Consider the following 13,609-nt stretch of genomic DNA (forward strand, 5'->3'; position numbering starts at 1 on the left):
TGACGGTCACGAGTCGTAGGCTGGACGGGTGCGATTCGGAGTGGTGATCCTGCCCCAGTACCCCTGGCCCGAGGCGCGTCGCCGCTGGCGCAAGGCGGAGGACCTGGGCTTCGACCACGTGTGGACCTACGACCATCTGTCGTGGCGCACGCTCGCCGATCAGCCGTGGGGCGCGACGATCCCGCTGCTCACCGCCGCGGCCACCGCGACGGAGCGGATCCGGCTGGGCACCTTCGTCACCTCCCCGAACTTCCGGCATCCCGTCCCGTTCGCGAAGGACCTGGCCGGCGTCGACGAGATCTCCGGCGGCCGCCTGATCCTGGGGATCGGCTCCGGCGGCACCGGGTTCGACGCCTTCGTCCTCGGGCAGCCCGAGCTCACCCCGCGGGAGCGGCACGACCGGTACGTCGAGTTCACGCGGGACCTCGACGTGCTGCTCCGGTTCGAGCAGGAGGGCCCCATCTCGTTCGACGGTCCGCTGTACCGCGCCGTCGACGCCCGCATGGTCGGGGAGCCCGCGCAGGCGCCGCGCATGCCCTTCGTGATGGCGGCCAACGGTCCGAAGGGGCTGCGGCTCGTGGCGGAGCAGGGGCAGGGCTGGGTCACCACCGGGCCCGACGGTGACGGCGGCGACGCCTGGTGGTCGCGCGTCGCCGCGCTCGCCCAGCGGCTCGACGACGCCCTGGACGCCGCCGGCCGCGACCGCGGCACCGTCGACCGCTACCTGTCGATCGACTCGGGCGGCACCTACTCCCTGAGCTCCCCCGGCGCCGCCGACGACGCGGTGGGCCGCGCCGCTGAGCTCGGCTTCACCGACGTGATCCTGCACTGGCCGCGCACCGGCGAGCCCTACGAGGGCACCGAGGCCGCCCTCGACGCCTTCGCGGAGCGCCACCTGCGCTGAGACCGCACCGGCTTCCGGTCCACCAGGCCGGGGCGCGCGGGCGGCTTCACACGTCGGATCGCCGTTTACCCGCGCTTTCCCTACTGATCACGTTGCACTCCTACATTGGCGTGGATTCACGCCAGCCAGCACGATCAGCCCAGCTCAGCCTCAGGGAGACCCCATGCGCCTGCCCAACCTGCGCCTGCTCACCGATCACGACGGTAAGTCGGCCCGCTCGCACACGACCTGCAAGTACAAGTGCGGCAACCAGTGCTTCCGCGAGCACGACAACCAGTCGGACAACGAGTACTTCGGCGACATCACGCGACGCACCGTGCTCCGCGGCGCCGGCGTGGCGGCGCTGGGCGCGGGTGCGGTCACCGTCCTCGCGGCGTGCGGCGACAACGGTTCCAGCGGCGCGGGCGCCTCCTCGAGCGCGGCGGCGGGCAACGGCGCACCGTCGGAGAACGTGAACGCCCCCGGCCTGAACTTCAACGCCATCACCCCGAACAAGGCCGACGCGGTGACCGTGCCCGAGGGCTATGAGCAGGCCGTCGTGATCCGCTGGGGCGACCCGGTCGTCCCGGGCGCACCGCAGTTCGACTTCGACAAGCAGACCCCCGAGGCGCAGGCGCAGCAGTTCGGCTTCAACAACGACTTCACGGATCTCATCCCCGTGGACGGCAAGCCGGACACCTTCCTCATGGTGTGCAACCAGGAGTACACGACCGGCACCGCGATGTTCAAGGGCTACAAGGAGGGCGACCCCACCGAGAACCAGGTGCGGGTCGAGATGGCCGCCCACGGCATCACCGTGGTCGAGGTCAAGGGCGAGCCCGGCTCGGGCAAGCTGACTCCCGTTCTGGGGGAGTACAACCGGCGCATCACCGCGTCGACGGAGTTCGAGCTGCGCGGCCCCGCCGCCGGCACCTTCTTCACGAAGACCACCGCGGACCCCACCGGCACCCGCGTCCTGGGCACCATCGCCAACTGCTCGGGCGGCATCACGCCGTGGGGCACCATGATCTCCGGCGAGGAGAATTACACCAACTACTTCTCGGGCACCGACAAGCCGCCGCTGGACGGCCTCAAGGAGGGCTGGAAGCGGTACGGCGTGGGCAAGGACGAGGACGCCCACCACTGGATGAAGTTCGAGGACCGGTTCGATCTGTCCAAGGAGCCCAACGAGATCAACCGGTTCGGCTACCTCGTCGAGGTCAACCCGCACGACCCGAAGTCCACCCCGATCAAGCACTCGGCCCTGGGCCGCATGAAGCGCGAGGGCGGCAACATCTACGTCACGCCCACGGGTGAGGTCGTGACCTACTGCGGCGACGACTCGAAGTTCGAGTACATCTACAAGTTCGTCAGCTCGCGGAAGATCCAGCCGGGCAAGGGCGCCGCGGCCATGGAGTCGAACATGCGGATCCTCGACGAGGGCACGCTGTACGTCGCCAAGTTCGAGGGCCAGAAGGTCGAGAACGGCACGGTCCCCGAGGGCGGCTACAAGGGCACCGGGAAGTGGATCCCCCTGCTCACCACCAAGGCCGACGGCAGCGCCGAGTCGCACGTCGAGGGCATGCCGGCCGAGAACGTCGCGCTGTGGACCCGCGTCGCGGGCGACAAGGTGGGCGCGACCAAGATGGACCGCCCCGAGGACATCGAGCCGAACCCCAAGACCGGCAAGATCTACTGCGCGCTGACCAACAACAGCGACCGCGGCACCGAGGGCAAGGCCGGCATCGACACGCCGAACCCGCGCGTGAAGAACAAGAGCGGGCAGCTGCTCGAGATCACCGACAACCACACCGGCACCGACTTCTCCTGGGACCTGCTGCTGGTGTGCGGCGACCCCGCCGCCGCCGACACGTACTACGGCGGCTTCGACAAGACCAAGGTCTCGCGGATCAGCTGCCCCGACAACGTCACCTTCGATTCGCACGGCAACCTGTGGATCTCGACCGACGGCACCAACGCCACCTTCGACAGCAACGACGGCCTGTTCGGCGTCGTCCTGGAGGGCAAGGACCGTGGCCTGACCAAGCAGTTCCTCACGGTGCCCTTCGGCGCCGAGACCTGCGGCCCCGTCGTGCGCGACAACCGCGTGCTCGTCGCGGTGCAGCACCCGGGCGAGACCGACGACGCGACGGCCGACAAGCCCACCTCGCACTGGCCCGACGGCGGCTCCAGCCAGCCCCGCCCGTCGGTGGTCGCGGTATGGAAGAAGTCGGGGAACATCGGGTCGTAATCCCCCGTTCCTCCGGTCCGACGGTGCCGGGCTCGCCTGCGGGCGGGCCCGGCACCATCGTTCCAACCCTTAGTATCGAGGTCATGACCCCCGCGTCCGAAGCACCCGGCGCACCGTCGGCCCCGGCGGCCGATGCCGCGATCGACGACCTCGCCTCCCGCCTGCGCTCCCCGCTGCTGCAGCTGCACTTCCTGGTGCGGCGCAACACCCCCGGCCCCGACCTCACCCCCGCGCAGCAGGCCGCCCTGCAGAGCCTGCTGCTCCTGGGTCCGGTGCGGATGGGCGAGCTCGCACGCTACTTGCGGATCCGCCTGCCCTCTGCCACGAGCGCCGTGGACGGCCTCGAGCGGCTCGGCCTCGCGGAGCGCAGCCCCGACCCCGACGACGGCCGGGCCGTGGTCGTCAAGCTCTCCGAGCACGGGCAGCAGCTGACCTCCGAGCTGGTGGCGGCGCGCAACGCGATGCTGGCCGGACACCTGGGCGAGCTGTCCGACGAGGACCGCGCGAACCTGGATCGCGCGATCCCCGCGCTGCACAAGCTCATGGACCGGTACCGGGACGACCTCTGAGGAATCAGTCACACGCGCTTGCCTTTCGCACGGCGAATTAGTTAGGATTTCGTAGTATTGAAAGGAGCTGCGATGACGACCACCGCCGACCACGACCAGACAGAGCACGCGCACCCCAGCCTGCGCGAGACCCTCTCCCATCAGCCCAAGGCGGTGTGGGTCACGGCCTTCGCCGCGGTCATCGCGTTCATGGGGATCGGCCTCGTCGACCCCATCCTGGTGTCGATCGCGGAGTCGCTACACGCGACGCCCAGCCAGACCACGCTGCTGTTCTCGTCCTACCTGGGTGTGCAGGTCGTGGCGATGCTCTTCATCGGCTGGTTCACCTCGATGTTCGGCGCCAAGCGCACCGTCATCGCCGGCCTGCTGCTCATCGTCATCGCCGCCGCGGCCTGCGCCCTCGCGAACTCGATCGGCGTGCTGGTGGCCTGGCGCGCGGTGTGGGGCCTCGGTAACGCGCTGTTCATCGCCACCGCCCTCGCGGTGATCGTCTCCGCCGCCACCGGCGGCCAGCAGGGTGCGATCCTGCTCTACGAGGCGGCCCTGGGCCTCGGCCTGGCCGTGGGCCCGCTGCTGGGCGCCGTGCTCGGCGGCGTCTCCTGGCGCGGGCCGTTCGCCGGGACCGCGATCCTCATGCTCATCGGCGCCGTCCTCTGCGCCACCATGCTCAAGCCCGATGCGGCCGAGGCGAGGGAGAAGCGACAGCGCGAGGGCACCGTCTCCCCTCTCGCTCCCCTGCGCGCCCTGCGCCAGCGCGGCCTGTTCCTCACCGGACTCGGCTCCGCGTTCTACACCGCGGCCTTCTTCACCATCCTCGCGTGGTCGCCGTTCGTGCTGCACCGCAGCGCCTACTTCGTGGGTGCGGTCTTCGTCGGCTGGGGCCTGCTGGTCGCCGTGAGCGGCGTGTGGCTGGCGCCGAAGGTCGCCGCCGCCCTCGGCGAGCGGGCCGGCTCCATCGCCGCCGTGCTGGTCTACGGCGCCCTGCTGGTGGTCGCCGCCATCGGGCACGAGAACGTCGCGGTCGTGGTCACCGTCGTCGTACTCTCGGGCATCCCGTCGGGCGTGCTGAACACACTGTTCACCGGCACCGCGATGTCGATCGCGGACGCGCCGCGCCCCGTCGCGAGCGCCGGCTACAACTTCCTGCGCTGGGCGGGCGGCGCCCTCGCCGCTACGTTCGTCGCGCACTTCGCGAACTGGTTCGGCAGCCCCGCCGCCCCGTTCTACATCGGCGCGATCGCCTGCGTCGTCGCCGCCGTCATCCTGACCCAGGTGCGCGGCCGGGGCGCCGACTCCCGCGAGGTGCCCGCCGAGGCCGCCCTCGTCGGCGACGCGGAGTTCTGAGCAGCGGAACCATCCACGAAAACCCCGGCGAATCCCCAGGATTCGGCCGGGGTTCTCGCGTTCGGGCGAAGCTGTTCGGTACCGTGGCGCCATGACCGACACGCCTCTCGCCCTCGTGACCGGCGCCTCCCGCGGGCTCGGCACGCACATCGCGCGCGGGCTCGGCGCCTCGCACCGCCTGCTGCTGGGCGGTCGCCCCTCCCCCGCCCTCGACGCGCTCGTCGCCGAGTTCGACGGTGCCGCCGCCTTTCCGGCGGATCTCACCGATCACGCCACGGTCCGGGAGCTCACCGCACCCATCGACCGGCTCGACGTGCTCGTGCACAACGCCGGCATCGGCCGGATCGGCTCCATCGAGGACACGCCCGCGGCGGACTGGCGGGAGATGTTCGAGGTCAACCTGCTCGCGGTCGTCGAGCTCACCCGTGCGCTCCTGCCCGCGCTGCGGACCGCCGGCGGCCACGTGGTGCTGCTCAATTCCGGCGCCGGCAAGCGCGCGAACCCCGGGTGGTCGGCATACGCCGCCAGCAAGTTCGGGCTCACCGCGTTCGCCGAGGCTCTGCGGGCGGAGGAGCCCGCGCTGCGGGTGACGAGCGTCTTCCCCGGCCGGATCGACACCGAGATGCAGCAGGGGATCTTCGCCGCCGAGGGCCGCGAGTACGCCACCGACGGCCTGCTCCGCCCGGAGACGGTCGCGCGCGCGGTCGTCCAGGCGGTCACCACTCCCGGAGACGCGCACCCCACGGAGATCGTTCTCCGGCCCCGCTGATCAGCGGACCAGGTACCGCCCCGTGCACACACGGGTCCAGTTGTCGTGCCACGGCACCGGCCCGGGGCCGTCGGCGACGTGCACCAGCACGCGGAACTCGACGTCCCCCGGTCCCGTGGCCGCCCGGAAGAACGCGGCGTTGACGCCCTCGCCCGCGACGTGCCCCGTCGCGCCCGTGCGCAGGTTGCGCCAGTCCAGAGTGCCCGTCGCCTTGAAGGTGATGCCCGCCCAGAGCGGCCCGAAGTCCGCCCTCCCCGTGACGCCGACCCGGCCCGGGCCGTCGGCGGTGATCGTGGAGATGAGGCCGGGAACCCGGCAGAGGTTGTCGGGCGCGGGTCCCGGGCCGGGCGCCGCCCCGGCGACACCCGCGCCGGCCGCGACAGTCACGGCGACGACGGCGACCGCCGCCGTGCCCCGCACGATCGAGCGGATACTGGTGTGCTGCATGAGAACTCCTCGGGTGCGTGATCGGATCGGTCCCCCACCCGTGGCTTCAGTGCGACCGCGCTGTCCGCACGGCTGACGTTAGAACCGCGGCCCCGGAAGCGCAACGATCCGGGGTTGTCCATGCCGGGACGGTCGGCATAGAGTCGAACGTGTGAGCAGCGAGTTGTGGGCCGGCGTCGACGACTACCTCGAGCGGACGGTGGCCGTCGACGCGGCGGCGTTCGAGCCGATCCGCGCCGCGCAGGCCGAGGGCGGCCTGCCGGACATCGCCGTCTCCGCCACCCAGGGCAAATTCCTCTACCTGCTCGCGTCCATCGCGCGCGCCGACCGGGTCCTCGAGATCGGCACCCTCGGCGGCTACAGCACCGCGTGGCTCGCGCGCGCCGTCGGGCCGTCGGGATCGGTGGTCACCCTGGAGTTCGCGCCCGAGCACGCCGCGGTCGCGCGGGCCAGCCTCGACGCAGCGGGGATCGGTGACCGGGTGGACATCAAGGTCGGGGCCGCGCTCGACACGCTGCCCTTCCTCGAGGGCCCGTTCGACCTCGTCTTCATCGACGCCGACAAGGCGAACAACCGCGCCTACCTGGATTGGGCTCTGCGGCTGAGCGTTCCGGGCACCGTCATCGTGCTCGACAACGTGGTGCGCCGCCTGCACGACGAGGGCCCCGACGCCGACGGCATCCGCGGCGCCCTCGAGCGCCTGGGCTCCGACCCTCGGCTGGACTCCACGGCGCTGCAGACCGTCGGGATCAAGGGCTGGGACGGCCTGGCCATCGCCGTCGTCCGCTGATCAGGCCCCGTACGAGGGCAGGGTGATCGGGGACTTGTAGAGCGAGTTCACGCGCTCCCCCGCCAGCCACTCCTGTAGCCGCGCGGCCTCCGCGTCGAGCGCCTTGCGCGCCTCGCGGGGCGTGCCGGGGGCGAGAACCAGGCCGACGGCGCCCTCGTCGTCCTGGACGTAGGCCCCGATGACGCGGCCGTTCCACCACGCCGTGGTCCCGGCGTTGCCGGCGCTGTCGTAGATCGCGGTGGCGAAGCCGGGATCGAGATAGAAGGTGCGCTCCTTCCAGCCCATCGGCGTGGGATCGAGCGCGGGGAGGAGTGCCGCCCAGGGCTCCACGGGGTCCTCCGGGTCCACGTCGTTGGGCAGCACCCAGCCGGTTCCGTCGCGCTCCAATCGCACCTGGACCGCGCCGATCTCGGCGAGTGCGGCGCGGATCGCGGTCTTGGTAGCGCCGAACCACCACACCACGTCGGTCTCCGTGGCCGGGCCGAAGGCACGCAGGTACTCGCGTACCAGAATCGCGTAGGCCTCCCCCGGATCGACGCGCTCGGCCGGCTCGCCGAGCCACTCGTCGGCGCGGGACCACTGGTTCCGGTTCACCCGCCAGTGGCTCTCATTGTGGGCGCGCACCAGCTCGCCCGATGCGCCGAGCCACGTGAGAACCCTGGGCGCCAGATGCATCTCGCCGCCGTACTTCTTGCCCTCGGACATCATCACCTTGCCGTCGAGCTCGGGCAGCCGCTCGCGGAGCCGCACGGCGCTGAGCTCGCAGCCGCGGAGGGCGTCGAGGACCGCGGCGCGCGCCTGCGCGAGCCAGGCCTCGCCGTCGTCGGCGATGCCGCCGCGGACCGCGTCCTTGGCGATCTTCGCGTGCTCCTGGGCCGCCACGCGATCCGACGGTCCGCTCAGCGCCGGGCCGTACAGCTCCCGCGGGAAGACGAACATGGTGCGGCGCATGGCGAGTTGCTTGACGAGGGAGCGCTCCACCCAGAGTTCGCGCTCGTACTCGTCACGGGCGAAGTCGTGCATCCGCGCGTGCACCGACAGGTACGGCGTCGCCGGCTCCGTGGCGTGCAGGACGCCGACGGCGCGCACCGCGTCCAGCACGGATTCGGTGCGATGCTGCGGCGCGAGGGCGTGGCGGCGGGCCATGCGCGCGCGGCGCTCCGCATCGTCGATCAGGCGCATCCGGCGCTCCCCTCATCCGAGGACTCCAGGCTAAGGCATCGTCGCCCCGTCGGAACCCTGTTCGAGCCTCTTGCTCTCTCTCGCACATCAGGGTAGACTTGCAGTAGCGAAGGGGGCGTCTCGTGATCGATTCCAGCACTGCGGCTGAATATCTCGCCGCGCTCGCCTCCTTCGAACAGGCCGCGGATCGCTTGACCTCGATGAACCCCGTCATGCTGTCCTCGCAGGAGGTCCTCGGCAGCCTCCGGCGCCTCGAGCGCGCCGCTCGCACGGTCCCCAGCAGCCAGCACTGGCTCACCGAGGTGGCCATCGAGCAGGACCTGCCGGCCCAGCTCGGCTACACGGGCGCGAAGGAACTCCTGGTCGATCAGTTGTGCCTGGCGGGCGCCGAGGCCCGGGACCGGATCCGCGGTGCCCGGTCGCGCGCGCCGCGGCAGGAACGCGGGTACTCCCCCGAGCCGCGCCTGCCGCTCGTCGCCGACGCCCAGCGCGCGGGCACGCTGTCCGACCGGCACGCCCTGGCGATCGAGAAGGCCTTCGACACCTGCTCCCCCAAGCTGTCCCATCCCGACCTGCACGATCTGGAGGACATGCTGGTCACCGCTGCCGTCGGCGGGTGCACCCCGGAGGACGTCGTACTCCTCGGCCGGCGCGCGTACGAGCTCCTCGATCCCGACGGTGCCGAGCCCTCCGCGGAGGACATCGCCCGCAAGCGCGAGTTGACCGTCGGCAAACAGGGTGACGACCTCCTGTCCGCGCTCGGCGGAGTGCTGTCGCCGGAGGCCCGCGCGCTGCTGGACACGGTGCTGGAGAAGCTCGCCCGGCCCGGTGTGAACAACCCGGAGGACGCTGAGCACCCTGTCGACATCGACGACACCGAGGCCGTCGCCGAAGCGGCGAAGCGGGACCGTCGGAGCGCCGTCCAGCGCAACCACGACGCGTTCGTCGCGGCACTCCGGATCGTGATCGGTTCGGGTGCGCTCGGGCAGCACCGCGGGATGCCGTGCGTCCCGATCATCACCCTGGGGATCGATCAGCTCGAGTCCGAGACCGGCATCGCCACCACCGCCACCGGCGGCCGGCTGCCCGTCGAGGACGCGCTCCGGATGATGGGCGCCAACCCCAAATATGTTCTGCTGCTCGACCTCGCGTCCCGTCCGCTGTACTTGGGCCGGGAGAAGCGCCTCGCGTCCGCGGATCAGCGGATCGCGCTGTACGGATCGGAGAAGGGCTGCAGTGCTCCGCGCTGCGACGCACCGGCCACGCGCTGCCAGGTCCATCACGTCACCGAGTGGCGGGACGGCGGGCGGACCGACATCAGCGTGCTCACGCTCGCGTGCGACGCCCACCACGGCAAGGCCGTGCCCAGCGGCGACGAGGTACGCCGCGGCTTCGAGACGATCACCCTGCCCGAGGGCGACGAGTACGCCGGCCGTACCGGGTGGCGCCGCACCGGAGATCCCGCCGGTGAGTACCACCCGAATCACACGCACCACGCGCAGGAGCTCTACCGGCTGGCGCAGGAGCACCACCGGCAACGGCACCAGCAGTACGCCGACGCGTGGCGCGCGCAGGACGAACGCGCCCTCTACCGGGACTTCGTGGGCACCATCCACGACGACATCGCCGCGATGCTGGACGGGCCGCACGGCCCGCCGCTGCTGGAGGACCTGCTCTCCGAACACGACGCCGACAACCATTGGCGCGAGGATCCGCCGTGGCCCGCGCACCAGACGCTGGATCGGCTGCACGCCATAGCGTGACGCGGCGACCTCTCCGTGCTCCGTCTCTCGTCGGAATGCCCCGGCCCCGAAGGGTTCCGACGACGACCGGCTATCGAATCAGCGCGCCGAGGTTGCGTGCGAGGCGATCCCGGCCCGGCCCGGACAGCTCGTCCAGCACGACGGTGCGGCCGCCCATGGCGAGCAGCAGCGCCTCAGCCGTGCCGTGGACATCGGGCCCGCGGCCGAAGGACCAGTCCAGGTCGTCGGCGACGAGGCGCACTCCCCTGCCCCGCACGGCACCGCGGACCGGCGGCGCCCACACGGCGAAGTTGAGTGCCGGACGGAGGCGATCAGCAGGGATCGCCCTCGGCAGGCTCAGTGGTCTACGGATGTCCTGCTGATGGATCATGCCGTCCAACAGCGAGATACGGCAGCCGAAGCCGGACGTCAGGCCCGTGGGCCGCAGGTGGGCCCGGAGCGCGTCCACGATCGCGTCCGTCGACAGGTCCGAGAGTTCCTCCAGCCGCGCGGCATTCGCGGCGCCGCCCGGGTTGGCGCGACCGGTCGCCATGCGTTGCACCAACTCCCGCCCCGTCAGCAGGTCGTACCCGATGTGGTGCAACACCACGTCGCGCACGCTCCACCCCGCGCACAGGGTCGGCGCGCGCCACTGCTCCTCGGTGAAGCCCTCCACCAGTTCCAGCAGGCTGCGCCGCTCCTCGGTCGCCAGGTCGGCCACGGATCCGATCACGGTCGCACCTCCTCCGGGAGCGGCAACTCCCCTGTTACGGAACGATGTTGACGAGCTTGCCGGACACCACGATCACCTTGCGAGGCGTGCCGTCGAGAAGCTCGGCGATCTTCGGGTCCGCCAACGCCGCGGCTTCGAGGGCCTCGTCGGAGGCGTCGGCGCCGACGGTGATCCGCGCACGCACCTTGCCCTTCACCTGCACGGGGATCTCGACGGTGTCCTGCACCAGCCACTGTCCCTCGGCGACCGGGAAGGGCCCGTGCGCGAGCGATTCGGCGTGGCCCAGCCGGCTCCACAGCTCCTCCGCGATGTGCGGAGCGACGGGCGCCAGCATCAGCGCCAACGGCTCCGCGAGGGCCCGCGGCGCGCCGCCGGGGTACTCCTTGGTGAGGTGGTTGGTCAGCTCGATCAGCTTGGCGATGGCGGTGTTGTCGCGCATCTCCGCGTAGTCCTCGCGGACTCCGGCGATCGTCTTGTGCAGCACGCGCATCGACGCGTCGGACGGGGTCTCGTCGGTGACGCGGACGGCGCCGGTCTCCTCGTCGATCACCGCACGCCACGCGCGCTGCAGGAAGCGCTGCGCACCGACCACGTCCTTGGTCGCCCACGCACGGTCCTGATCCAGCGGACCCATCGACATCTCGTAGACGCGCAGGGTGTCGGCGCCGTAGTCGCGGGCGATGTCGTCCGGGGCGACGGAGTTCTTCAGGGACTTGCCCATCTTGCCGTACTCGCGGTTCACCTCCTGCTCGCCCAGGAAGAACTTCCCGTCGCGCTCCACCACGCCCTCCGCCGGCACGTAGACGCCGCGCGAATCGGTATAGGCGAAGGCCTGGATCATGCCCTGGTTGAACAGCTTCCGGTAGGGCTCGCGCGAGGTCACGTAGCCCAGATCGAAGAGCACCTTGTGCCAGAAGCGCGCGTACAGCAGGTGCAGCACGGCGTGCTCCACACCGCCGACGTACAGGTCGACGCCGCCGGGATCACTCGCACCGTTGGCCTCCGGGCGCGGACCCATCCAGTAGGCCTCGTTCTCCTTGGCGCAGAACGCCTCCGCGTTCGTGGGGTCAACGTACCGCAGCTGGTACCAGGAGCTACCGGCCCACTGCGGCATGACGTTCGCGTCGCGGGTGTAGTCCTGCAGGCCATCGCCGAGATCCAACTCGACGTGCAGCCAGTCGGTGGCCTTCGCCAGCGGGGGAGAGGGCTGCGAGTCCGAATCCTCCGGATCGAAGGCCACGGGCGCGTAGTCCTCGACCTCGGGGAGCAGCACGGCCAGTTCGGATTCCGGCAGGGCGTGCGGCGCACCGTCGGCGTCGAAGACGATGGGGAAGGGCTCGCCCCAGTACCGCTGGCGCGCGAACAGCCAGTCGCGCAGCTTGTACTGCACGGTGCCCCGGCCGGCGCCGGTCTTCTCCAGGTACGCGATGACGGCGGCCTTCGCCTCCGCGACGCCGAGGCCGTTGATGTCCAGGTCGGCGTTCGCCGAGTTCACCGCGGGGCCCTCGCCGATGTAGGCCTCGTCCGCGACGCCGGCCTCACTACCCACGACCTCGACGATCGGCAGGCCGAACTTGGTCGCGAACTCGTGGTCGCGCACATCGTGGCCGGGGACGGCCATGATGGCGCCGGTGCCGTAGCCCATGAGCACGTAGTCGCCGATGAAGACGGGGATCTCGGTGCCGCTCAGCGGGTTCACCGCGAAGGTGCCCAGGAAGACACCCGTCTTCTCCTTGCCCTCCTGGCGCTCCAGGTCGGACTTGGCGGCGATCGACGCGCGGTACGCGGCGACGGCCTCGGCGGGGGAGCCGGCGCCGCCGGTCCACCGCTCGTCGACGCCCGCCGGCCACACGGTGGCGGTCAGCTGGTCGACCAGCGGGTGTTCGGGGGAGAGCACCATGTAGGTGGCGCCGAACAGGGTGTCCGGGCGGGTGGTGAAGACCTCGATCCGCTCGCCGGCGGCGGTGAAGGCCACGCGCGCGCCGCGGCTGCGGCCGATCCAGTTGCGCTGCATGGACTTGACCTTCTCGGGCCAGTCCAGCACGTCCAGGTCGTCGATCAGGCGGTCCGAGTAGGCGGTGATCCGCATCATCCACTGCCGCAGCTGCTTGCGATAGACGGGGAAGTTGCCGCGCTCGCTGCGGCCGTCGGCGGTGACCTCCTCGTTGGCGAGCACGGTGCCCAGGCCCGGGCACCAGTTCACCAGCGAATTGCTCTCGTAGACCAGGCGGTGGTCGTCGAGCACGGCGGCGCGCTCGGCCACCGTCAGGCCCGACCATTCCCGGCCGTCGTCCAGAGCCCGGGACCCGGAGGCGAACTCGGCCTCCAGCTCCGCGATGGGCCGCGCGCGGTCCTGGGCGGCGTCGTACCAGGCGTTGTAGATCTGCAGGAAGATCCACTGCGTCCAGTGGTAGAACTCGGGATCCGTGGTGGAGACGCGGCGGCGCTCGTCGTGGGCCAGACCCAGCGAGCCGATCTGCTCCAGGTACCGCTCGATGTTCTTCTCGGTGGTCACGCGCGGGTGCGTGCCGGTCTGCACCGCGTACTGCTCTGCGGGCAGGCCGAAGGCGTCGAAGCCCATCGTGTGCAGGACGTTGGCGCCGTTCATCCGGTGGTAGCGGCCGAAGACGTCCGTCGCGATGAAGCCCAGCGGGTGGCCGACGTGCAGGCCCGCGCCCGAGGGGTACGGGAACATGTCGAGGATGAACAACTTCTCCGCGGGGAGGGCACCGTCGCCCTGGAGCGGGCCGACGGGGTTCGGGGCGTTGAAGACGCCGCTGTCGCGCCAGTGATCGCGCCACCGCTGCTCGATGGTGCCCGCGAGCTCGGCCGTGTACCGGTGAGCGGGGCCGGTCGAGGTGGACTGTTCAACGTTCTGCGTCACCCCACCAGCTTAGTG

At 71.0% G+C, this 13,609-nt stretch carries 11 protein-coding genes; 7 read left to right on the plus strand and 4 right to left on the minus strand.

Features of this window, described 5'->3' with window-relative positions:
* Positions 1 to 28: 28 nt before the first annotated feature.
* The 5 genes from BLW32_RS01155 (at position 29) to BLW32_RS01175 (ending at position 5,816) form a co-directional block, all read left to right on the plus strand.
* Entirely contained in the window at positions 29 to 904 is an 876-nt protein-coding gene (locus BLW32_RS01155) for an LLM class flavin-dependent oxidoreductase (protein WP_068740309.1), read from the plus strand.
* 163 nt (positions 905 to 1,067) lie between these two features.
* The gene (locus BLW32_RS01160; protein WP_068526221.1) at positions 1,068 to 3,134 is read left to right on the plus strand and encodes a PhoX family protein; all 2,067 of its coding nucleotides are present in this window, start codon (positions 1,068 to 1,070) and stop codon (positions 3,132 to 3,134) included.
* A gap of 83 nt (positions 3,135 to 3,217) precedes the next feature.
* Complete coding sequence (locus tag BLW32_RS01165; RefSeq protein ID WP_068526222.1) at positions 3,218 to 3,703, plus strand: MarR family winged helix-turn-helix transcriptional regulator; 486 nt, start codon at positions 3,218 to 3,220, stop codon at positions 3,701 to 3,703.
* Between the two features lie 72 nt (positions 3,704 to 3,775).
* Positions 3,776 to 5,047 carry an MFS transporter gene (locus tag BLW32_RS01170; protein ID WP_068526223.1) on the plus strand — a complete coding sequence of 424 codons (1,272 nt, stop codon included), beginning with the start codon at positions 3,776 to 3,778 and terminating at the stop codon, positions 5,045 to 5,047.
* A 91-nt stretch (positions 5,048 to 5,138) separates the two neighbouring features.
* Positions 5,139 to 5,816, plus strand: coding sequence for an SDR family oxidoreductase (locus tag BLW32_RS01175; RefSeq protein ID WP_068740311.1), 678 nt, complete (start codon positions 5,139 to 5,141; stop codon positions 5,814 to 5,816).
* Here BLW32_RS01175 and BLW32_RS01180 read toward each other — a convergent pair whose 3' ends face one another.
* Positions 5,817 to 6,263, minus strand: coding sequence for a hypothetical protein (locus BLW32_RS01180; protein WP_068740313.1), 447 nt, complete (start codon positions 6,261 to 6,263; stop codon positions 5,817 to 5,819).
* Between the two features lie 151 nt (positions 6,264 to 6,414).
* Between BLW32_RS01180 and BLW32_RS01185 the strand changes: the two genes are divergently transcribed.
* Positions 6,415 to 7,053, plus strand: coding sequence for an O-methyltransferase (locus BLW32_RS01185; protein ID WP_068740315.1), 639 nt, complete (start codon positions 6,415 to 6,417; stop codon positions 7,051 to 7,053).
* On the opposite strand, the gene BLW32_RS01190 is transcribed toward BLW32_RS01185, so the two are convergent.
* Complete coding sequence (locus BLW32_RS01190; RefSeq protein ID WP_068740317.1) at positions 7,054 to 8,235, minus strand: winged helix DNA-binding domain-containing protein; 1,182 nt, start codon at positions 8,233 to 8,235, stop codon at positions 7,054 to 7,056.
* Positions 8,236 to 8,357: 122 nt separating this feature from the next.
* Here BLW32_RS01190 and BLW32_RS01195 point away from each other — a divergent pair, with 122 nt between their 5' ends.
* Positions 8,358 to 9,998: an HNH endonuclease signature motif containing protein gene (locus tag BLW32_RS01195; RefSeq protein ID WP_068740319.1), complete on the plus strand. Its 1,641-nt coding sequence runs from the start codon at positions 8,358 to 8,360 to the stop codon at positions 9,996 to 9,998.
* 70 nt (positions 9,999 to 10,068) lie between these two features.
* Here BLW32_RS01195 and BLW32_RS01200 read toward each other — a convergent pair whose 3' ends face one another.
* Together BLW32_RS01200 and leuS are read right to left on the minus strand one after the other, a co-directional pair.
* Complete coding sequence (locus BLW32_RS01200) at positions 10,069 to 10,707, minus strand: maleylpyruvate isomerase family mycothiol-dependent enzyme (RefSeq protein ID WP_068526308.1); 639 nt, start codon at positions 10,705 to 10,707, stop codon at positions 10,069 to 10,071.
* Between the two features lie 37 nt (positions 10,708 to 10,744).
* Positions 10,745 to 13,594, minus strand: coding sequence for a leucine--tRNA ligase (gene leuS, locus BLW32_RS01205; protein ID WP_068740321.1), 2,850 nt, complete (start codon positions 13,592 to 13,594; stop codon positions 10,745 to 10,747).
* Positions 13,595 to 13,609: the final 15 nt, after the last annotated feature.

It is taken from the genome of Tsukamurella tyrosinosolvens (assembly GCF_900104775.1).
In the GTDB taxonomy this organism is placed as follows: domain Bacteria; phylum Actinomycetota; class Actinomycetes; order Mycobacteriales; family Mycobacteriaceae; genus Tsukamurella; species Tsukamurella tyrosinosolvens.